The organism is Alteraurantiacibacter palmitatis, assembly GCF_037154115.1.
In the GTDB taxonomy this organism is placed as follows: domain Bacteria; phylum Pseudomonadota; class Alphaproteobacteria; order Sphingomonadales; family Sphingomonadaceae; genus Alteraurantiacibacter; species Alteraurantiacibacter palmitatis.
Map to the genome: position 1 here is coordinate 245,034 of NZ_JBANRO010000003.1, position 21,289 is coordinate 266,322.

Here is a 21,289-nt window from a genome sequence, read left to right on the forward strand (position 1 = left end):
CCCTGCTAAGACCCCGGCAAGCGCCTGCAAGGGTAACCACTCAGCCAAAGGAATGCCGGGATGGCCAAGATCAAAGTATTGAACCCGATTGTCGAAATCGACGGCGACGAGATGACGCGGATCATCTGGGAATGGATTCGCGAGCGGCTGATTCTTCCCTATCTCGATGTCGATCTGAAGTATTACGACCTCTCGGTGCAGAAGCGCGACGAGACGGACGACCAGATCACCGTCGATGCCGCCAACGCCATCAAGCAGTATGGCGTGGGCGTGAAATGCGCCACCATTACGCCTGACGAGGCGCGCGTTGCCGAATTCGGCCTGAAGCAGATGTGGAAGAGCCCCAACGGCACGATCCGCAACATCCTGGGCGGCACGATCTTCCGCGAACCGATCGTGATTTCCAACGTGCCGCGCCTCGTGCCCGGCTGGACGCACCCAATCGTGGTGGGCCGCCATGCCTTTGGCGACCAGTATCGCGCCACCGATTTCCTGGTGCCGGGGCCAGGCACTTTGCGCCTCGTCTTTGAGGGCGAGGACGGCAAGGTGATCGACCGCGAGGTCTATCAGTTCAAGGCGCCGGGCGTTGCCATGTCGATGTACAATCTCGACGATTCGATCCGCGATTTCGCCCGCGCCAGCTTCAATTACGGCATTGACCGCGGCTGGCCGGTCTACCTGTCGACCAAGAACACGATCATCAAGGCCTATGATGGCCGCTTCAAGGATCTGTTCGAGGAAGTGTTCAACACCGAAGGCTTCAAGGAGAAGTTCGAGGAGCTGGGCATCATCTACGAACACCGTCTGATCGACGACATGGTGGCGTCCGCGCTCAAGTGGAGCGGCAAGTTCGTGTGGGCCTGCAAGAATTACGACGGCGATGTGCAGTCGGACGTGGTGGCGCAGGGCTTCGGCAGCCTTGGCCTGATGACCTCGGTTCTGATGACGCCCGACGGAAAGACGGTGGAAGCCGAAGCCGCGCACGGCACCGTTACCCGCCATTACCGCCAGCACCAGCAGGGCAAGGCAACCAGCACCAACCCCATCGCCAGCATCTTCGCCTGGACGCGCGGCCTGATCTATCGCGGCCGGTTTGACAACACACCCGATGTGGTCGCCTTTGCCGAAACGCTGGAACGCGTCTGCATCAAATGCGTGGAAGACGGCAAGATGACCAAGGATCTGGCGCTGCTCATCGGCCCGGATCAGGCCTGGATGACCACTGAACAGTTCTTCGAGGCCATCCGCGTGGCGCTGGAAGAAGAAATGGCCGCGCAGGGCCTTGGCTGATCGCAGTGTCTGATTGAGGATTTCGGACGGGGCTGGCAGCGATGCCGGCCCCGTTCTGCATGAGGCCTCCTGTTGGGCAGCCGGGTTAATTGTGCACTGCGCAACAAACAGGATTGCCGCCGCGCGCAAGGCTCTGACATACCTTGCTCATGCACGGAGCCCCGCTTTCGCCTCTGATGGCCGATGCCCTGGTGATTCTGGGGGCGGCAGGAATTGTCATTCCGCTGTTCGCCCGGTTCCGCATCACCCCGATCATCGGTTTCATCATGGTGGGCCTGCTGGTTGGGCCCTATGGGCTGGGGCGGCTGGTCGATGCGCAGCCATGGCTTGCCCATGTCACCATTACCGATGCCGAAAGCCTTACGCCCTTTGCCGAATTCGGCATTGTGTTGCTGCTGTTCACCATTGGCCTTGAACTCAGCTTCAACCGCCTGTGGGATTTGCGGCGGCTGGTATTCGGCCTGGGCGCGCTGGAACTGATCGTGATTGGCGGGTTGCTGGCGGCAATCCTCAACCTGACAGGAATGTCCTCAACCGGCGCGGTGGCGCTGGGGCTGGCGCTGGCCTTTTCCTCCACCGCGCTGGTTCTGCCGATTGCCGGCACCACCACGCCGGTAGGCCGCGCGGCGCTGTCGATGCTGTTGTTCGAGGATATCATGATCGTGCCGATCATCTTTATCCTCGCGGCGCTTGCCCCCTATGCCCAGGCGGATGGGTGGACCGGCCTGTTCGACACGTTGTGGCAGGGCGCGCTGGTAATCGCAGTGATGATGGTGGGCGGGCGCTATGCGCTGCCGCGTCTGTTTGCCCTCGCCGCCCGCGCAAAGAGCCCGGAACTCTTCCTCGCCGCCAGCCTGCTGGTCGTCATCGGGGCCAGCCTGGCCACCACGGCCGTGGGCCTCTCGCCCATTGTCGGTGCGCTGGTCGCAGGCCTGCTGATCGCGGAGACCGAATACCATACCGAGGTGGAAGCCATCATCTCCCCGTTCAAGGGGCTGGCACTGGGTGTGTTCCTCATCACCATCGGGATGGGGATCGATCTGGGCAGCATCTGGGCCAATCTGTGGGCCATAACCGGCGCGGTGATCGGCGTTCTGCTGCTGAAGGCAGTTGTTACAGGCGTATTGTTGCGGCTGATGGGCGCACGGCGCGGCACCGCTACCGAAACCGGCATCATGATGGCGAGTCCATCGGAAACCACGCTGATCGTGCTTGCCGCCGCCACCCAGGCCATGCTGGTGGATACGGCCACCGCGCAATTCTGGCAGATCGTCACCGCCATCGGGCTTACCGTCACCCCGCTGCTGGCCAAGATCGGCAATATGATGGGTCGCCGGGTGGAGCCGGCCCCGCCGCCGGACGAAACGGGTGAAAAGGACGATATTCCCCGCGTGATCGTGATCGGGCTTGGCCGTGTGGGACGGCTGGTGGCGCAGATGCTCGACCGGCACGGGCAAGCCTATATTGCCATCGATTCGGATTCCGACATGGTGGAGAAGGCACGGCGCGAAGGATACAAGGCGCTGTTCGCCAATGCCGCGCGCGGCGATGTGCTCGACCGGTTGGTGATGCCGGGTTGCCCCGCCGTAATCCTGACGATGGACGAACACGTTCTTGCCCAGCGCATCGTGCGCCGCCTGCGCGCCGCCAATCCGGACCTGCCCATTATCGCCCGCGCACGGGACAGCGTGCACGCCGCCGAGCTCTATCGCAACGGTGCCAGCGTGGCGGTGCCCGAAACGCTGGAAAGCAGCCTGCAACTCTCCGAAGCCGCGCTGACCGAACTCGGCGTGGCGATGGGCCCGGTGATCGCCAGCATCCACGAGAAGCGCGACGAAATGCGCGAGCGGATCATGCGCGAAGGCGGTCTGGATGAAAAGCCGCGCCTGCGCAGCCTGTCAGTCAAGCCAGAGGGTTGAATGCGGGCCTTGGACGGGCACGATTGCGCCTCTCGCGCATTGGTTAGGGGAAGGAGACGCAATATGAGCAATCCCGCCAACACCAATCGACAGCCCGCCAAGAGCAAGGCTGATTTGCGCGATGTGGCCAATGCCGGGCCGGACAAGGGCCGCAAAAGCCGCGATATGCAGAACACGGCGCGCGGCAGCGAAGGCGATATCCGCCGCGCTTCGGGCATGAAGCGCTAGGCAGTTATTCGGCCAGCACCCACCGCGTTGCAAAAGCAAAGGGGCGGCTGTCGGGCGGATTGGAAAGCCGCGCGACCCGCCGCACTTCGTAACAGGTTTCATAGGCAAGACGCGCGGTGTTGTCGGAGCGGATCGGGCGGCACGTTTCCACGCGCCCGGCTTGGTTGAAGGTAATCAGGACCTCCACCCGCCCCTCCGGCCCCTCGCGAAGGGCCGCGGTGGGATATTCCAGGCCCGCCAACTGCACATCGGAGAGGGAAATACCCTCCTCCACCGGCGGCAGATCGATCAGGCCGAACCGCACCGCCAAGCCCTGATAGGGAAAGCCGGTGCTTGCATGGAATTCCGGTGCTCCGGCTCGTGCGCGGTCGCTGCTGCGGCGCACCGTCAGGCGATAGGTCGCAGCCGTGTAATCGAGAACCAGCACGGGGTTCGGTGCAAAGCGTCCGTTCGCCAGGGCATGGGCGCACAAAGCCTGCCCCGCCAGTGCAAGCCGGGGCGGGCCATGCACGGCACAGCCAATCACCTTTCCTGCAGCATCGACCGTCAATTCCAGCGGCAGCCGCTCCAGCCCATCGTCAAAATCGCGGCGGAACGGCGCCAGCACCGTGTCCAGTTCACCCAGATCAAGCGCCCCTGCCCCGGTCACATCGAACAGGTCTTGCACGAAAAGCAGCGATTGCGGCGCAGCCGGAGGCGGCGGAGATGGCCGTGAAATGAGGGGAGCCTTCGCAGCCCGCTCCTGCGCCTGCGCGAAAGAGGCAAGACAGGAGATGACCGCCCCCGCCGCCATAGCGAGCGCGGCCAAGCGCCTCACCCCAACAAGGCCTTTGCCGCGGCAATCGCCGCTTCGGCCTTGTCGCCATCGGGCCCGCCGCCCTGCGCCATGTCAGGCCGGCCGCCGCCGCCCTTGCCGCCCAGCACGGCAACGCCCGCGCGCACCAGATCGACGGCGGAAAATCGCCCTGTCAGATCGTCGGTAACGGCAGCGGCAAAGGCCGCCTTGCCATCGTTCACCGCGCAGATCGCGGCGACCCCGCTGCCCATGCGCTTCTTGGCTTCGTCGAGCAGGCCGCGCAGCTCCTTGGGATCGAGCCCATGCAGGACCTGACCCGAGAACTTGACCCCGCCAATTTCCTCGTCCGCTGCCGGGGCCGCACCGCCGCCGCCACCCAGCGCCAGCGCCTTCTTCGCCTCGGCCAGTTCGCGTTCCAGATTGCGCCGTTCGTCCACAAGAGCGGCAACGCGCTCCAGCACCTCGTCGGGCGCAGTGCGCAGCGTGGCGGCAACCGCCTTCAGCGTTTCCTCGCGGCCCACGACCCACTGCCGTGCAGCCTCTCCGGTCAGCGCCTCGATACGGCGCACGCCGCTCGACACCGCGCTTTCGGACACGATGCGCAGCAGGCCGATATCGCCGGTGGCGCGCACATGGGTGCCGCCGCACAGTTCGACCGAATAATGCCGCCCGCTGCCAGCGCTACCCATGCTGAGCACGCGCACTTCCTCGCCATATTTCTCGCCAAACAGCGCCATGGCGCCTGCGGCAATCGCATCGTCCGGGCTCATCAGGCGGGTGGTGACTTCGGCATTATGGCGGATTTCGGCGTTCACTTCGGCTTCGATCGCTGCGATGTCTTCCGCCGTCAGTGGCTTGGGATGGCTGAAATCGAACCGCAGCCGGTCATCCGCGACAAGGCTGCCCTTCTGCGTCACATGATCGCCCAGCCGGTTGCGCAAAGCGGCGTGCAGCAGGTGCGTGGCGGAGTGGTTGGCGCGGATGCGGTCACGCCGTTCGGCATCGACCTTCAGGTGCACCGTATCGCCCACTTCCACCGATCCGGCGACAATACGCCCGTGATGCGCGTGCAGGCGGCCAAGCGGCTTGGAAGTGTCCACCACATCCATTTCCAGCCGCCTGTCACCCGTGATGCGCCCGGCATCGCCGGTCTGCCCGCCGCTTTCCCCGTAAAACGGCGTCTGGTTGGTGATGACGATCACATCCTGCCCGCTATCTGCGCGGGTTACTTCCTTGCCGTCCACCACCAGAGCCACCACGCGGCCCTCGCCTTCGGTGCTGGCATAGCCTGTGAATTCGGTCGCGCCTTCGCGCTCTGCAATATCGAACCACACTTCCCCGTCGGCAGCGGCCCCGCTGCCCTTCCACGCGGCGCGAGCGGCAGCCTTCTGCTGCGCCATGGCGGCATCGAAACCGGCCTTGTCAACGCCAATGCCCCGCGCGCGCAGCGCATCTTCGGTCAGGTCGTAAGGGAAACCGAACGTGTCGTAGAGCTTGAAGGCGGTTTCACCCGGCAGGCTGTCGCCTTCGCCAAGGCTGGCGGTTTCCTCGTCCAGCAGGCGCAGGCCCTTGTCGAGCGTCTGGCGGAAGCGGGTTTCCTCGCGCTCCAGCACTTCCTGGATCAGCGCCTGGGCGCGCGGCAATTCAGGGTAGGCCTGCCCCATTTCCTGCACCAGCGCGGGCACCAGACGGTGCATCAACGGCTCCGCCGCACCCAGCAGATGCGCATGGCGCATGGCGCGGCGCATGATCCGGCGCAGCACATAACCACGGCCTTCATTGCTGGGCAGAACGCCATCGGCAATCAGGAAGCTGGTGGAACGCAGATGATCGGCAATCACGCGGTGGCTGGCGGCCTTGTCACCCTCGGCCTTGGCGCCGCTCTTGTCCTCGCTCGCAGCGATCAATGCGCGGAATGTATCGGTCTCGAATACCGAATGCACGCCCTGCATCACCGTGGCGATGCGTTCCAGCCCCATGCCGGTATCGATGCTGGGGCGCGGCAGATCGCTCACGATTTGGTCGGCTTCCTGCAAATGCTGCATGAAGACGAGGTTCCAGATCTCGACAAAGCGGTCGCCATCCTCGTCCGGCGAACCGGGAGGGCCACCGGCAATTGCGGGGCCGTGATCCCAGAAGATTTCCGAACACGGGCCGCACGGGCCATCCGCACCCATCGCCCAGAAATTGTCCTTGGTGGCGATGCGGATAATGCGATCATCCGGCAGGCCCGCGATCTTCTTCCAGAACCCTGCCGCCTCGTCATCGGTATGGTAGACGGTAACGCACAGGCGATCCTTGTCCAGCCCAAGTTCCTTGGTCACCATGCCCCAGGCAAGCTCGATCGCGCGTTCCTTGAAATAGTCGCCGAAGCTGAAATTGCCGAGCATTTCGAACAGCGTCAGGTGACGCGCAGTATAGCCCACATTGTCCAGATCGTTGTGCTTGCCCCCGGCGCGCACGCATTTCTGGCTGCTGGCGGCGCGCGGTGCGGGCGGGGTTTCCAGCCCCGTGAACACGTTCTTGAACGGCACCATGCCCGCATTCACGAACATGAGCGTGGGGTCATTATACGGCACCAGCGGAGCCGAAGGCATGACCTGGTGATCGTTGGCCGCGAAATAATCGAGAAAGGCCCGGCGGATGTCGTTGGTGGATTGCATGGCAGTTGCGATTAGTTTGTGCGCGCGCGCGGGACAAGCGGATTAAGATGCGCTCTGTGATCGGGCGGGTGCATGACTGGCGTTCTCTCGGCTCCGCTGCGGCTCAGGCCTTGCGCGCCGAAACGATCCACCCGGCTGCGGGCATGGCAACGAGCCCATCGGCAAGGTTGGCACGGGCAAGTTGGCCCACCCGGTTGAAGAAGGCGGCGCGTTCCTCGTCCGTCATGGCCTGCGCCGCCTTGGCTGCCGGGCCGATATTGGCAAAGTAATCCACCGCATCGCTGACAGGATCATCGCCCGCGCCGACAATCATCGGAAAATCGAACGGATCGATGGCCACCGCCTCCCAGCCCGCGGTTTGCAGAATACCCGCCACCCGCGCCCGATCAGCGAAGGCAAAGGGGCCAGGTGCTTCGGGAGGTGCAGGCGGCAGAGGTTGCGGCAGCAGGCGCGCAATATCAGCGAAAAAGGGATTCTCTGCCGGAGAGCGGAAGCAGGAAAACAGGAGATGCGCGCCGCTGTCGGCAAGTGCGGCCAGATGACGGAAGGCGGCCACAGGATCCTCAAAGAACATGACCCCATGGCGCGACATCAGCAATTGCGGGGCAAAGCCCTGCGGCGCCTCCCACTGCGCTGCGTCGGCCAGTTCAAAAGAGGCATTGGCAAGGTTTGCGCCGCGATCGCGTGCCGCTCCCACCAGTTGAGGCGAGATATCCACGCCGATCACCCGCACCGGGGCCCGCCCGCGCGCTACCGCCAGCGCCAGTTCGCCGGCGCCGCATCCGATATCCAGCACCTGCGCAAAGGCCAATCCGCGAAGACGCTGAAGCAGCTTTTCGGTGACGGCGGTAAAGCTGCGGTCGGTCCGCCGCCATTCCGCAGCCCAGGTCTGCCCCTGCCCGCCTTGCCAATCGCTCTTGTCCATCCCCGCCCCCGTGCTGATTTTGCCGTTATCGGTTTGAGGAGATAGGGACCACGTAGCGGCACGGCAAGCGCGCCGGCAAAGCCCCGAACCATGCAAAAGGCCGGCACTCCGCGAGGAGCGCCAGCCCTTTGTCTGCAGAAGCGCTGCAAATGGCAGCGCGGCAGATCAATCCTCCGAAATGTCATCCTCGGCATCGGGGCCGGTCATCATTTCCTCGGCCACCTTGTCGGTGCGGGTACGGATGGCAGCTTCCAGACGATCGCAGACTTCGGGATTATCCTTCAGGAACTGCTTGGCGTTTTCCCGGCCCTGCCCGATGCGGATCGAATCGTAGCTGAACCACGAGCCGGACTTCTCCACCAGGCCCGCCTTCACGCCCAGATCGAGAATCTCGCCAATCTTGGAAATGCCTTCGCCATACATGATGTCGAATTCGACCTGCTTGAACGGCGGCGCGACCTTGTTCTTCACCACTTTCACACGGGTGGTGTTGCCAATGATATCGTCGCGGTCCTTGATCTGGCCGGTGCGGCGGATGTCGAGACGCACCGATGCGTAGAACTTGAGCGCATTGCCGCCGGTAGTGGTTTCCGGATTGCCATACATCACGCCGATCTTCATGCGCAGCTGGTTGATGAAGATTACCATGCACTTGGACCGGCTGATCGAACCGGTCAGCTTGCGCAGGCTCTGGCTCATCAAACGGGCCTGCAGGCCAACATGGCTGTCGCCCATTTCGCCTTCGATTTCCGCGCGAGGGACGAGCGCGGCGACCGAATCAACCACCAGCACATCGATGGCGTTGGACCGCACCAGCGTATCGGTGATTTCGAGCGCCTGTTCGCCCGTATCGGGCTGCGAGACGATCAATTCGTCAATGTTTACGCCCAGCTTCTTGGCATAAACGGGATCAAGCGCGTGTTCGGCATCAACAAAGGCCGCGGTGCCGCCGGCCTTCTGCGCCTCGGCAATGACGTGCAGGGCCAGCGTGGTCTTGCCGGAGCTTTCCGGGCCATACACCTCGATCACGCGGCCCTTGGGCAGGCCGCCCACGCCCAGCGCGATGTCGAGGCCCAGCGAGCCGGTGGAAATCGCTTCCACCTGCATCGCTTCCTTCTGGCCCAGCCGCATGGCCGACCCCTTGCCAAATGCGCGGTCAATCTGCGCGAGAGCTGCGTCCAGAGCCTTCTGACGGTCCACCTTGGATTCCTCTACCAGTTTCAGACTTGCAGCCATGACACGGCCCCCTTCCGGTTAACAAGAGTTGCGATCAACTTTCCAACTGGAATGCGTTGTATCTGCTTTGTTCTACAAGAACAAGGGGGGAACACGATTTTATCGGAGAGGCCGGAAACCCGCAGAAACCGGCGCTAACGCGCTGTTGCGGGGCGCATTTCCCATTCCACCGTGCGCGTCCCGTTGGCCGGAACGGTGACTTCGGTGATTCGCTCGCCATCCTTCAAGCTTCCATCCCCACCGCGATAGGCCCATTCCGCAGGGGCACCCTGTTGCAGCCGCACGGTAACGGGATGCGGATTGGCATTGGTGAGCGCGGCGCGCATCCGCGTCCAACCGCCCTTTTCGTCATGCGGATCGTGCGCGGTCAAGCGGGTGCACTGGTGCAGCACCTGCGCGGATGACCCGACGGAAAATTCCACATCCTGCCCGCTGGCATAATCGCGGAGGTTCTCCTCGCCCACCAGCAGGTCGCCGCCCGCTGCCGGTTCGAAAAGCGCGAGGGGGCCGGACGGCAAGGCCACACCAAGCCCGTGCGCACGATCATTCACGGTGGAAAACCGGATCAGCGTTTCGCCAAAACCGCTCGTCTCGCCCCATGGCCGACAGGACACTTCATAGACATAGCGACCCCGCACCTCCCCCCGGTCGAGGAAAGCGATCTGCTTCAGCCCTTGGGCCGCCACGGTGACCTGTCCGGGCACACGGTAGAGTTTGAGATCGCCCAATTGCTCCTCTGTGGCCAGAATCCCGATGTCTTGCGCCGTGATGCTGTCCACGAACGTCGCTTCCATCCGCATCATCATCAGCTCGGGGGGCCGTGACGGAAGCGCGACCCCGCCGTCGCTGTCATAGGATGGCACAGGTGAACCCGCCGCCGTGCTGCCGAGCGGATAGCAGGTCAGTTGCAGCGGCTGCGCTTCGGGCGGCTCGCTCAATTCTTCAAAGTCGCTCACCACGTTCAGCGTGCCGGCCACCGCCATCAGTTCCGCGTTTTCAAAACCTTGCGCGTTATCATTGAGGATTGTCAGCCAGCTCATCAACCGCAGCCGCACATCATCGCTACCGCGACCCTGTTGCAAGGTGGCAACGTAATTGGCCTGCCAGTCAAACCCCCAGGCAAGGTAAGTGAGCGTGACGGTGTAGGTTCCCCCCGCCTCGTCACGCGTATCGATCGAAAATACAGGCTGCGCCGACAGTCCCGCAGGCGCGCGGTCGAAGGACAGGCGTTCGGGCAGGCCGGCACAGCGCACCGCTTCGAAGCCCTGTTCCGTTTGCAGCACCAGCCCGCCATCGGCACGGGTGCGGATCACGGCGGTTTCGGCTACCTCCTCCCCGGTGGCCGGATTGGTGCGGGTGATGCGCACACGATTGCCCAGCGTCCCGTCCACCAAAGCGGCAGGGCTGAGCAAATTGGCGTTGCGGTTCTTCTCGATCGTGCCGCCGGGAAGGCCGGTGACGATGGCGGATACGGCCACCATCCCTTCGGCCACCCCTTCAAAGCGGATCGTCGATTCACCCGGTGGCAGGGTGACTGTGCGGGTTTCGGAAATCATCGCGAAGCCTTCGGGCCAATTGCGATACATCGCCCGCCCTTCACCCCTGTTGGGGTCGCGGTAGACGGTGACGGCCAGCGCCTGCGGGGCGGAGGCATCCACGGAAGCGCGCTGCTGCGCGGCGGCGGGGTTAACCAAGAGGGCAAGAAGCAGCCCCACCCCCAGCCCCTCCCGCAGACAGGAGGGGAGTTTGTCACGCTTCATTTTCCCTTCCCCCTGCGGAAGGGGGTGGGGACGAGTGGGCAGCACGACCACCGGCCGCGCTCTCAATACTTTGTCTGATAGGTGACGCGCACCACGCGGCTGCCATTCGCGGGCACGCTGACGCGGTAGAGGCGATCGCCCGCGTTAAGCTGTTCGCCCGGCACATCTTCCGCCGTCACGCGGAAATCGCGTGCCCACCAGCCGTAATCGAGACCGCCCTGCGTCAATTCCACCTCGACCGCTTCGGGTTTGGCATTGGTGAAAGTATAACGCATCGTCGTCTGGTAATAATCGACAGCGCGCTCGACCTCGACTTCGCGCGTGACCTCGCCAGCAGTGAGGACGCGGAAACGCGCGCTGCGTTCATATTCGGCAGCGGTGATGCGGTTGCGGCTTTCGACCTCTGCCTGCACCAACACATCGAAGGCGTCGCCGGTGCGAAGCGAGAGCAGGCTGCCCATCGGCGTGTGGCCGATCTGGTTCTCGCCCACGAATTGCGGATTGCCCTGTGTGTCGCGCTGGTAAAAGCGCACCGTGCCTGCAGGCAGCGCATCGCCCAGTCCGCCTTCGCGGCTGGTCGAAAAGCTGATCGCGGCAGAGGCGTTGACCGGATTCGAATCGCTCACCAGCCAGCTGACCGCGCGCGAATAGACCCGCCGGGCCGGCACGGCCTGCACATCGAGAAAGCTGACCTGCTTGGTCTGGTTGTTGGCAATCGTGGTGCGGCCGGCGATGGGATACAGGTAAAAATCGCCCAGCCGTTCGCGATCCGCCGTCTCTGTGCCGGGGGCCACCATGTCGCGCCGGGGTTGCGGCGAATAGGATGGCTGCGCGAAGCCCCGGTTGGGATTGCCGGCCACCAGCAGCGTGTTCGCCTGATGGAAAGTGGTGCCGGTGGTGTTGGTCAGCGTCACCCAGCCCTGCATATCCACCGCGCCGCTCTGTTCGTTGAACAGCGCGACATAGTCGGCCGACCAGCTCAGCCCTTCGGTCAGATAGCGGATCGAAGCCGGGCGCGTGCCGCCGCGCGTGCTGTCGAGCGTGACCGAAAGCGTGGGCCGCGCGCGCAGATTGGCGGGAATCCGGTCGAAGATCACCCGCACGGGGAGGCCATCGTCGCGCAGCACCTCGATCCGGCCGTTCACGCGGATAACGACCCCGCCCATGACCGAAAGCACTTCGGCACGGCTGGTGGTTTCTGCGCCGGTCGCCGGATTGGTGCGGATAAGCGTGACTTCCTGCCCCACCGCCTTTTCCATCAGCTTTTGCGGGGTGAGCAGATCGAAATCGAAATTCTGCTCCACAATGCCGGTATTGGGAGCGTTGAAGCTGAGCGTTTCGGGGCGGATCATGGCCGAAACATCGGGAAAAGGCACGACCGAACGGCCAGCCGCAATGTTCAATTGGCGCACATCCTGCACCAGACTCTGCCCGTTATTGTAAATCGTAACCGCGACATCGCCCTGCGCGGTTTGCTCCACCCCGGGATCGGCAAGGGTGGCGTCCTGCGCCCCTGCCTGCACCGCCAGTGCGCCGGTTGCAGCTGCGGCAAAAGCCAGCTTTCGAAGCATCATAATCCCATTTCCCCTCAACCCTTTAGCGCCTTCTTCGTATCCTATCATGACGCCTTACTGACTGGCAGATGAATGGCCCTGCCTCCATCATCCAGACGGAGTCAGCCGCCGCGGGCCTTGCCTGCCAGAATGCCTGCCACCTTGTCGGCGATTTGCTGCACGCTGAAGGGCTTGGGCATGAAATGCATCGCCTCGATATCAATCTGGTTGCGCAATTGCTCCTCGGCATAGCCGGACATGAACAGGATCGGCAGGCGCGGCTGCAATTTGCGGATCTCGCGCGCCATGGCGGGGCCATCCATCGCGGGCATCACCACATCGCTGACCACCAGGTCGAACTTCGCGCCGCCGCGCACCAGTTCCAGCCCTTCATCGCCGTCGGACGCGGTGACGATATCATAGCCTTGCCGCGCCAATGCGCGTTCGGCCACGGCGCGCACCATGTCCTCATCCTCGACCAGCAGGATGCGCCCGCCGCCCGACCAGTTGCGCGCCTCCTCCTCGATCTCGGCCCTTGCCAGCTCGTCCTCGGTCACATTGTGCACTGGCAGGTAGATGGTGAAGCGCGCACCCTTTACCTGCCCATCGGGCGCCTTGGCGTTGCTGGCAAAGATGAAACCGCCCGATTGCTTCACGATGCCATAAACCGTGGACAGGCCAAGGCCCGTGCCTTTGCCCACTTCCTTGGTGGTGAAGAAGGGCTCGAAAATCTTGCTCATCACCGCCGGCGGAATGCCGCCACCGGTATCCTCCGCCACCAGCACGGTGTAATCGCCCGCAGGCACGATCTCGCTGCCCATGCGGCGGATATCCTGCGCCGCCACCCGGCGCGTGCTAAATGTCAGCGTGCCGTTCGCGCCTTCGCCGCCGCCATTGGCCTGAATCGCATCGCGCGCATTGACGGCAAGGTTGATGATGACCTGTTCCAGTTGCCGCGGATCGGCGCGCACCGGGCCCAGATTGCGATCGTGATGCACCTTCAGCGTGATCTTCGCGCCCAGCAGCCGCTTGAGCAATTGCGACACTTCGGACAGGATATCGGGCAGTTGCAGCGTTTCGGGCTGCAAGGTCTGCTGGCGGCTGAAGGCCAGCAATTGCCGCGTCAGGCTGGCCGCGCGGTTTGAATTGGCCTTGATCTGCTGGATATCGTCATAGTCGCTGTCGCCCGGCGTGTGGCGCAGCAACATCAGGTCGCAATAGCCGATGATGGCGGTGAGCACATTGTTGAAATCATGCGCAACGCCGCCTGCCAGCTGGCCCACCGCCTGCATCTTGGTTGCCTGCGCGACCTGCCGCCTGAGGCGCGTTTCCTCGCTGGTGTCGGCCAGGCTGAGCAACACCGCCGCCTCGCCCAGCCCGCGAACCCCGGCAAGGCCGAGGCTGACAGGCTCGTCCGGTTCGCTGCGCAGGCGCACGGCAATATCGCCGCTATTGGCCGGCCCCTGCCCAAAACGGCGCACCGCATCGGACATCGCCGTCTTGTCGCGCGCAATGACCAGATCGGACGGGTAAGGCGGCAATGGCCTTCCTTCGATGCCTGCCGCGCGCATGAAGGCCGGGTTGGCGAACAGGAAATGCCCGTCGCGGTCGGTCATGGCGAGGCCGAGCGGCAATTGTTCGAGCAGGGCTTCGAGCTGCGGCGCCTGCCCGCCCTTGTCCCCGGCCAGCCCGCCCAGCGCGGTTCCCGCATCAAGAAGCAGCATCAGCACGGGTTCCTGCGTCGCCGCCTCGCTGCCGGGTGCAAATTCCTGCGGATCGGCCAAGGGCACGTGGATGAGAGTCTGCGCGGCCCCCTTTCGGCCCTCGCGGGCGTAATAGATGCGGTCGCGCTCATCCGTCAGCAACAGCGCGGCAAAGTCCATCCCCACCATACTGGCGCCATCGTCGCCCCCCGCCCGCCGGGCGAAGGCAGGATTGGCCGCCCGGACGGCACCATCGGCCCCCACCAGCGCAGCGGCGATCCCGGCAGCGCTCAGCATACGGCCAAAGGCGCCGGTCAGCTGCCGCGTGATCGCCAGCAGCGGTTCGTGCCGCAGGATCGCGGTAAAGCGCCAGATCAGGTAATCATCCGCCCGGCCGCTGCGCACCGCTTCGGCTGTCCACGAACGGTCCTCGGCAGTCAGCGTGGCGACTTCGCCGCTGCTCCCGTCGCGCCAGGCCGCGCGCGCCATGCGGGCCAGCAGTTCGGTAGACGGGGCATCGACCGGCAGGCGCGGCGGCGCAAAGGCGGATCCGAACCAGCTTTCATAGGCGGCATTGGCGCAGACAAGCCGGTTGGCGCGGTCGGTTATCGCCACGGCCACGCCCGGCTGCTCGATCGCGGCCACGGTAACGGTCCAATCGGGCACAGCCGGTTCGATCTGTGCGGATGGCATCGCCTGAAAGCGCGAGGCGGCAAAGACGATCAGCCCCAGCACAGTCAACCCGCCGGCAAAAGCCAGCGTCACCACCGGACTGCCGCTGACCAGCTGAATCGCGGCGATGCTGGCAAGCACGGCAGCGGCAACCGACAGCGAATCAGTCAGCGAGCTGGCGTTCGGCCGCGCACGGTTTGCGGATTTCGGGCCGTTCATTGCGTCGCCCCGTTGTGATGGTTCATTCGCTGCCGTCCGCTCATTCAGCGGGCTTTAGCACTTTCGTCCGCCCCGGTCGCCTGGTCCATTTGCGCGCCACCAGAAAACGCCACAGCACGCCGGACAGGAAGTAACCCAGCGCTGCGCTCACGATCGACAGCACGACAAAGCCGAACGCGGTGGCGCCCACGCCTTCGAGCACCTGGAACCAGCCAAAATCGCGCCAGCGGCCGCTGGAGATCTCTGCCGTGGCCGTGCCACCCGCCGCCGCATCCAGCTTGAGCATGAAGCGGCCGACCTTGTTGGCGATCACCAGCCAGAATGGCAGAGTGAAGGGGTTGGTCACAAAGGTGATGAGGGCTGCGACCGGCACATTGGCACGCAGCGGCAGGGCCAGAAAGGCGGCAAGAAAAATCTGCCCCAGCGGAATGATGAAGCCGGCAAACAGGCCAAGCGCCACCCCGCGCGGCACCGACCGGCGGGTGAAACGCCACAATTCCGAATGACCAAAGCGGTGGGCGATCGGCGCAAGATATTTGTTGCGCACCATCTCCTCGCGCGTCGGCATCTTCGGCCGCTGGCCCTTCAGCCATGTCTTGAGCTTGCCTGTCGCCATTAACCCTGTCGCCGCCTCGGGGCCGTCACATACACCTTTTGCGCCGCCAATATAGTGACGAATAGCGTCAGATCGACGAACAGGCGCTTAACAGCGGCCAGAGTGATTTGCCGTCCTGATTTTCCCGGCTGGAGCCTGCCGGCAGATTTTCAGAATTCAGGACTTTTCGCGCATCAGCCGCGCCTTGTCGCGCTTCCAGTCGCGCTCCTTGATGCTGGCGCGCTTGTCGTGCGTCTGCTTGCCCTTGGCCAGCGCCAGTTCCACTTTCGCCCGCCCGCGCGAATTGAAGTAGACCGACAGCGGCACCAGCGTCATGCCCTTGCGCTCCACAGCGCCCAGCATCTTGTCGATCTCACGCTCGTGGAGCAGCAGCTTGCGCATCCGCTTGGGTTCGTGATTCAGGCGGTTGCCGTGGCTGTATTCGGGGATATTGGCGTTGATAAGCCACACCTGCCCGTCGCGCACTTCGGCATAGCTTTCGGCAATCGTGCCCTCGCCGCCGCGCAGGCTCTTCACCTCGGTTCCGGTCAGCGCCAGCCCTGCCTCGAACACATCCTCGATCGTGTAGTTGAACCGCGCCTTGCGGTTTTCCGCGACGATCTTCTTCTTGTCGAATGTGACGGGTTTGGGGCGAGCCATGGTGGCGGGCGATGTAGGCGTTCTGCGCGCAAATGCAAATCGCGGTGACTAGACCAGCCCCAGCCCCTCCATCGCCGCATCCACAGCCGCCTTCGCGGCGTCTGAACAGGCGACGAGCGGCAGGCGCACTTCGGGCGAAAACCAGTCGTGCAGTCGGCTGAGCGCATATTTGGCCGGCGCAGGGCTGGCATCGGCAAACATCGCACGGTGCAGCGGATAGAGCCGCTCGTTCAGCTCTCGCGCGGTTTCGTAATCGCCCGCCAGCGCGGCAGCGTGGAAATCGGCGCACAGGCGCGGCGCGACATTGGCCGTCACCGAAATGCAGCCGCGCTGCCCCAGCACATAGCCTGCCAGCGCCAGCGGATCATCACCGGAAAGCTGATTGAAATCCGGCCCTGCTCCCATGCGGTGCGTCACCACGCGGCTCAGATCGCCGCTCGCATCCTTGATGCTGACGATGCGGTCCGGAAAGCGGCGGTGCAGTTCGATCACCGTATCGGGCAGCAGATCGGTCACCGTGCGGCCCGGCACGTTATAAAGCACGATCGGCAATTCGCTGCGTTCGGCCAGATAGCTGTAATGCGCCAGCAACCCCGCCTGGCTGGGCCGGTTGTAATAAGGTGCGACCAGCAGCACCGCATCCGCGCCCGCGATCTGCGCTTCCTTGATGTGCCACAGCGCGGTTTGCGTATCATTGCTGCCCGCGCCGGCAATCACCGGCACGCGGCCGGCGGCGGCTTGCGCACAGGCGCGGATGATCGCGTGATGCTCGTCATTGTCGATTGTGGCGGATTCACCCGTCGTGCCGCAGGGAACCAGCGCAGAAGAGCCATTTTCGATCTGCCAGTCGACAAAGCGGCGAAACGCCTCCTCGTCAAACGCTCCGTCGCGAAAAGGAGTCGCCAAAGCGGGAATCGAGCCTGAGAACATGGTCATACCTCTTGCAATGTCCCGGCAAAAACGGGACTCATGGGCGGGCCGGTGCGATTGCGCCCACCGCGTTCAGGGCCTGATAAGGAGGAGGCCGCCAGAATGTCCAGCATGACTCGTGCCCCTTTCCTTGCTTTTGCACCCGTTCTCGTCCTGGTCGGCGCAGCCGCGCTGCCCGCAGCAGCAGGCGCGCAGGATGCGGCCGAGTGGGACAATGCCCGCGCCAGCCTGGTGGCACAGGGGCCGGGGCCGATGGCGGGGGAAATCAATCGCTGGCAGGCGCTTTACGAGGATCGCAGCGCGCAATTGCCGTTCGAACGCTATTCCAGCTTCCTGCGCGCCAATCCCGGCTTTCCGGATGAAACCACGCTGCGCACCCGCGCCGAACAGCGCCTTATGCGCGAATTCGTGAGCAATGAGGCGCTGCTGGCCTATTTCGACCGTTTTCCGCCGCTGGGCAATTTCGCCAAGGCGCATTACGCGCTGGCGTTGGCCGGGCGCGATGCGGAGAGCGCGGCCAATCTGGCGCGCGAGGCGTGGCGCGGCGGGGAAATGAGCGAAGTGGCCGAGGCCACCATCGCAGCTACCTATGGGCAGAATTTCACGCCCGACGATCAGGATGCGCGGATGGATGCGCTGCTCTGGCAACGTGATGCCGCTGCCGCTGCGCGCCAGATCGCGCGCACCAGTGATGCACGGCGCGGCGTATTCCAGGTGCGGCTGGCGATTCTTCAGGGCGGTGACGGAGCGACTGGCGATCCGGCAGCGCTGACCGATCCGGGCTATCTCTACAACCGTTCGCGTGAACTGCGGCAAAAGGGCCGGCAGGGCGAAGCGATTGCGCTGCTCGCCAACCGCGCACCGCTGGCCGCGCGCCCGCGCGATCCTGCCGCCTGGGTGGGGGAACTCCTCGCCGTGGCGCGGCTGGCCGACAACCGCAATGCGGTGCGGATTGCAGCAAGCGTGGACGATGCCTTCGCGCCGGACGAGGATATCTCGCAAGGTTCGTTCCGCCTGCGTGATGACTACACCTCGCTGATGTGGCTGGGCGGCACCAAGGCGCTGTGGGAACAGGGCGATGCCGCCCGCGCCGCGCCGCTGTTCTACCGCTATGGTGCGGCCGCGCGGACGCCGCAGACCCGGTCCAAGGGCTTTTGGTGGGCCGCCCATGCCGCCGCTCGCGCCGGGGACAGCGCCGGGGCCACCCGCTATTATGAAATGGCCGCGCAATATGCGGACCGCTTCTATGGCCAGTTGGCGCTGGAGGCGCTGGGTCGTCCCATGCCCACTTTCGCCGCCATGCCCGAAGCCGCGATTTCGGACGAGGCGCGCGCCGCGTTCCGTGCGCAGCCGATCACCCGCGCCGTGGCCGAAGTGGCGCGCGATGCGCCGTGGAGCGTGGGCATCCGTTTCTACCGCGCCATTGCCGAACAGGCCGAAGGGGTGGAAGGCCACCTGCTGGTGGCAGAATTGGCGCGCGAAATCGGCCGCCGTGATCTGGCGGTAAACCTTGCCGATGCCGCCGGTGCGGACGGGCTGGACGGATTTACCGCGATCGGCTTCCCCCGCCTGCAACATCCGCCGGGTACCTATTTCACCATGATCCACGCCATCGCGCGGCAGGAAAGCCAGTTTGCCCAGAACGCGATCAGCCATGCCGGCGCAAGGGGCCTCATGCAGTTCATGCCTGCTACCGCGCAGGAGGAATCGCGCCGCGCCAATTTGTCCTATTCGGCCAGCCGGTTGATCGACGATCCAACCTATTCGATGCAGATCGGATCGAACCATATCGAGCGGCTCTTGCGCACCTATAACGGATCCTACCCGCTCGCGGCGGCGGCCTATAATGCCGGGCCGGGCAATGTGAACCGCTGGCTGCGCGAGAACGGCGATCCGCGCACCGGGGCGATCAGCTGGGTCGAATGGATCGAGAAGATCGGCTTTTCCGAAACGCGCACCTATGTGCACCGGGTGCTGGAAAACGCGGTGGTGTACGAGCATCTCTACCCCGACCAGTCGAACGGGCGCAGCCGCCGCATCAACCAGTTCCTGCGCTGATCGCCGCTGCATGACCTTTACCCTTTCGGCCTTTCGCGATTCGCCAGACAGGGGGCGCGGTCTGGCACGCGATATGCGCGTGCGCTGGGCGCTGGAAGAGCTGGAATTGCCGTATGAAGAGCGGCTGCTGACCTTTGCTGAACTGGAAAAGAATGCGCATCTGGAGCGCAACCCCTTTGGCCAGATTCCCACGTTGGAATGCGATGGCGGCCTGGTGCTGTTTGAATCGGGCGCAATCGTGCTGCATCTGGCAAGCGAAAGGCCCGGCTTGCTGCCCGCAGACGCGGACGCCCGCGCCCGAGCAATCGCGTGGATGTTTGCTGCGCTGAACACGGTGGAACCGCCTATCTGGGAACGCGCCATGGCGCAGATGACCGAAGCGGGCGAACCATGGCACACGGCACGGCTTCCCATGCTGACTGAACGCGTGCGCCGGCGGCTTCGCCAGCTTGCCGCCCATTTGGACGCGAAAGTCTGGCTTGATGGCGCTTTTAGCGCAGGTGACCTGTTGATGGTGTCGGTGCTTATGCGGATTGAAGGGTCAGACCTGCTCGACGCCGAACCGGCGCTTGCCGCTTATCTGGCGCGCGGAAAGGCACGTCCCGCCTTCCAGCGGGCATTCGCCGCGCAATATGCGGTGTTCGAACAATCGCGCAGCGGCTAGAACCCGGCCATGTCCTCTGATGCCAAAACCAACCCGATCACGCCCGCCGGCCTTGCCGCGCTGAAGGCGCGGTATGACCACCTGCTTGGCACCGAACGCCCCGCAATCGTCGAAATCGTCAGCTGGGCGGCGGGCAATGGCGACCGCAGCGAGAACGGCGATTACCTCTATGGCCGCAAGCGGATGCGGGAGATTGATCGCGAACTGGCGCATCTGGCGCGCCGGATGAAAGCGGCCAAGGTGATCGACCCCGCCGCGCAAGTCGACCGCAGCCGCGTCTGGTTCGGCGCCACGGTGACGCTGGCGGACGAGGACGACAACCAGCGCCAGATCACGCTGGTGGGCGATGACGAGCAGGATGCTTCTGCCGACCGCATCGGCTGGAGCGCGCCGATTGCGCGCGCGTTGCGCGGCGCAGGCGTGGGCGATCTGCGCACGGTGCGCCTGCCCGGCGGCGAGAAGGAATGGGAAGTGGTCGCCATCACCTACCCCGAAAGGGTGCCCGCCTGATGGCCGAAGTGGTCAATCTGCGTCTCGCCCGCAAGGCAAAGGCCCGCGCCGACAAGGCCCGCTCGGCAGAGGCCAACCGCGCGTCCCACGGTGAAACCAAGGCGGCCAAATCCGCGCGATTAGCCGATGCGAAGCGCACCGCCGCGCTGCTGGATGGCGCGAAAAGGGAGCGCGACTGATGCGCAGCACCTACGCCGAGGCGAGCGTGCGGCTCTATTTTCTCGACAGCGAAGCCGAGGGTGGCGGCGCGCATACGCTGTTCTACGGCCCGCTGTCCGAAGCCATGCGCTTGGCCGAGCAGCAGCCCGAAGAGGTGCAGGCCGGCCTGTTCCTTGCCACCGACAACGATGTGGTTGCATGGCTTGACCTGATCGGGGAAGCGGAGTGACCTTCCGCCCCCTCGCCCTTCCTCTCATGGCCCCAGCCCTTGTTCTCTCGCTGATCGCCGCGCCGGCTCTGGCGCGCGACAGCCTTGGCGTGTTCGGCCAATGGGGCGCGTTCCGCGATCCGGAAGTGCCGCGCTGTTACGCCATCGCGCAGGCCGAAGGCGACACCGCGCAAGGCGGCACCGGCTTTGCCACGGTCAGCCACTGGCCCGACCGGCAGGTGCGTGGACAGGTGCATATTCGCCTCTCGCGCGCGATCACAGGCCAAGAGGCAGCGCGGCTGGTGGTAAGCGGCGAGCGGTTCGAACTTGCCGGATCGGGCCGCGATGTCTTTGCCGCAGACCGGCAGATGGACGCGCGCATCGTGGCCGCCATGCGCTCAGCCCGCAGCATGACGGTCAGCGCGCGCGACCGGCAGGGCCGGCTGTTCACCGATCGCTATGCGCTGGACGGCGCGGCCACCGCGATTGACGCGGCAACGGTGGGTTGCGCGCGCACTGGCTAAGGGCCGCGCTTTGCGTT

The 21,289-nt window shown here is 64.5% G+C and carries 19 protein-coding genes; 9 read left to right on the forward strand and 10 right to left on the reverse strand.

The window, feature by feature from the left end:
- The first annotated feature begins 60 nt into the window (after positions 1-60).
- From WFP44_RS05065 to WFP44_RS05075, 3 genes are all read left to right on the forward strand, one after another.
- Positions 61-1,290 carry an NADP-dependent isocitrate dehydrogenase gene (locus WFP44_RS05065; RefSeq protein WP_336925293.1) on the forward strand — a complete coding sequence of 410 codons (1,230 nt, stop codon included), beginning with the start codon at positions 61-63 and terminating at the stop codon, positions 1,288-1,290.
- A gap of 149 nt (positions 1,291-1,439) precedes the next feature.
- The gene (locus tag WFP44_RS05070; RefSeq protein ID WP_336925294.1) at positions 1,440-3,209 is read left to right on the forward strand and encodes a cation:proton antiporter domain-containing protein; all 1,770 of its coding nucleotides are present in this window, start codon (positions 1,440-1,442) and stop codon (positions 3,207-3,209) included.
- 63 nt (positions 3,210-3,272) lie between these two features.
- The gene (locus WFP44_RS05075) at positions 3,273-3,437 is read left to right on the forward strand and encodes a hypothetical protein (protein ID WP_336925295.1); all 165 of its coding nucleotides are present in this window, start codon (positions 3,273-3,275) and stop codon (positions 3,435-3,437) included.
- A gap of 4 nt (positions 3,438-3,441) precedes the next feature.
- On the opposite strand, the gene WFP44_RS05080 is transcribed toward WFP44_RS05075, so the two are convergent.
- The 10 genes from WFP44_RS05080 to dapA all read right to left on the reverse strand — a co-directional run bounded on the left by WFP44_RS05080 (position 3,442) and on the right by dapA (position 17,149).
- Positions 3,442-4,245 (reverse strand): energy transducer TonB, encoded by an 804-nt coding sequence (locus WFP44_RS05080; RefSeq protein ID WP_336925296.1) that lies wholly within the window; start codon positions 4,243-4,245, stop codon positions 3,442-3,444.
- Positions 4,246-4,250: 5 nt separating this feature from the next.
- Positions 4,251-6,896 (reverse strand): alanine--tRNA ligase, encoded by a 2,646-nt coding sequence (alaS, locus tag WFP44_RS05085; protein WP_336925297.1) that lies wholly within the window; start codon positions 6,894-6,896, stop codon positions 4,251-4,253.
- 103 nt (positions 6,897-6,999) lie between these two features.
- Positions 7,000-7,821 (reverse strand): class I SAM-dependent methyltransferase, encoded by an 822-nt coding sequence (locus WFP44_RS05090; RefSeq protein ID WP_336925298.1) that lies wholly within the window; start codon positions 7,819-7,821, stop codon positions 7,000-7,002.
- Between the two features lie 165 nt (positions 7,822-7,986).
- On the reverse strand, positions 7,987-9,057 hold the full coding sequence (recA, locus tag WFP44_RS05095; protein WP_336925299.1) for a recombinase RecA: 1,071 nt from the start codon (positions 9,055-9,057) through the stop codon (positions 7,987-7,989).
- Positions 9,058-9,191: 134 nt separating this feature from the next.
- Positions 9,192-10,817, reverse strand: a complete 1,626-nt coding sequence (locus tag WFP44_RS05100; protein WP_336925301.1) for a DUF4139 domain-containing protein — start codon at positions 10,815-10,817, stop codon at positions 9,192-9,194.
- Positions 10,818-10,879: 62 nt separating this feature from the next.
- Positions 10,880-12,388, reverse strand: coding sequence for a DUF4139 domain-containing protein (locus WFP44_RS05105; RefSeq protein WP_336925352.1), 1,509 nt, complete (start codon positions 12,386-12,388; stop codon positions 10,880-10,882).
- Positions 12,389-12,492: 104 nt separating this feature from the next.
- Positions 12,493-14,964 carry a hybrid sensor histidine kinase/response regulator gene (locus WFP44_RS05110; protein WP_336925302.1) on the reverse strand — a complete coding sequence of 824 codons (2,472 nt, stop codon included), beginning with the start codon at positions 14,962-14,964 and terminating at the stop codon, positions 12,493-12,495.
- A gap of 40 nt (positions 14,965-15,004) precedes the next feature.
- On the reverse strand, positions 15,005-15,580 hold the full coding sequence (locus WFP44_RS05115) for a DUF2062 domain-containing protein (protein ID WP_336925303.1): 576 nt from the start codon (positions 15,578-15,580) through the stop codon (positions 15,005-15,007).
- Between the two features lie 156 nt (positions 15,581-15,736).
- Positions 15,737-16,219 (reverse strand): SsrA-binding protein SmpB, encoded by a 483-nt coding sequence (smpB, locus tag WFP44_RS05120; RefSeq protein WP_336925304.1) that lies wholly within the window; start codon positions 16,217-16,219, stop codon positions 15,737-15,739.
- Between the two features lie 48 nt (positions 16,220-16,267).
- Complete coding sequence (dapA, locus tag WFP44_RS05125) at positions 16,268-17,149, reverse strand: 4-hydroxy-tetrahydrodipicolinate synthase (RefSeq protein WP_336925353.1); 882 nt, start codon at positions 17,147-17,149, stop codon at positions 16,268-16,270.
- A gap of 102 nt (positions 17,150-17,251) precedes the next feature.
- On the opposite strand from dapA, the gene WFP44_RS05130 reads away from it, so the two are divergent.
- Genes WFP44_RS05130 through WFP44_RS05155 form a run of 6 tightly spaced genes read left to right on the forward strand, consistent with a single transcriptional unit; the run spans position 17,252 to position 21,272 of the window.
- Positions 17,252-19,207, forward strand: a complete 1,956-nt coding sequence (locus WFP44_RS05130) for a lytic transglycosylase domain-containing protein (protein ID WP_336925305.1) — start codon at positions 17,252-17,254, stop codon at positions 19,205-19,207.
- A 10-nt stretch (positions 19,208-19,217) separates the two neighbouring features.
- The gene (locus WFP44_RS05135; protein ID WP_336925306.1) at positions 19,218-19,871 is read left to right on the forward strand and encodes a glutathione S-transferase N-terminal domain-containing protein; all 654 of its coding nucleotides are present in this window, start codon (positions 19,218-19,220) and stop codon (positions 19,869-19,871) included.
- Positions 19,872-19,880: 9 nt separating this feature from the next.
- Positions 19,881-20,381, forward strand: a complete 501-nt coding sequence (gene greB / locus WFP44_RS05140; RefSeq protein WP_336925307.1) for a transcription elongation factor GreB — start codon at positions 19,881-19,883, stop codon at positions 20,379-20,381.
- Positions 20,381-20,560 (forward strand): DUF4169 family protein, encoded by a 180-nt coding sequence (locus WFP44_RS05145; protein WP_336925308.1) that lies wholly within the window; start codon positions 20,381-20,383, stop codon positions 20,558-20,560. The genes greB and WFP44_RS05145 overlap by 1 nt, the downstream gene beginning before the upstream one ends.
- Positions 20,560-20,769, forward strand: a complete 210-nt coding sequence (locus WFP44_RS05150) for a hypothetical protein (RefSeq protein WP_336925309.1) — start codon at positions 20,560-20,562, stop codon at positions 20,767-20,769. Before WFP44_RS05145 ends, WFP44_RS05150 begins: the two co-directional genes overlap by 1 nt.
- Before the next feature lie 26 nt (positions 20,770-20,795).
- Positions 20,796-21,272 carry a hypothetical protein gene (locus tag WFP44_RS05155; RefSeq protein ID WP_336925310.1) on the forward strand — a complete coding sequence of 159 codons (477 nt, stop codon included), beginning with the start codon at positions 20,796-20,798 and terminating at the stop codon, positions 21,270-21,272.
- The last annotated feature ends 17 nt before the right edge of the window (positions 21,273-21,289 follow it).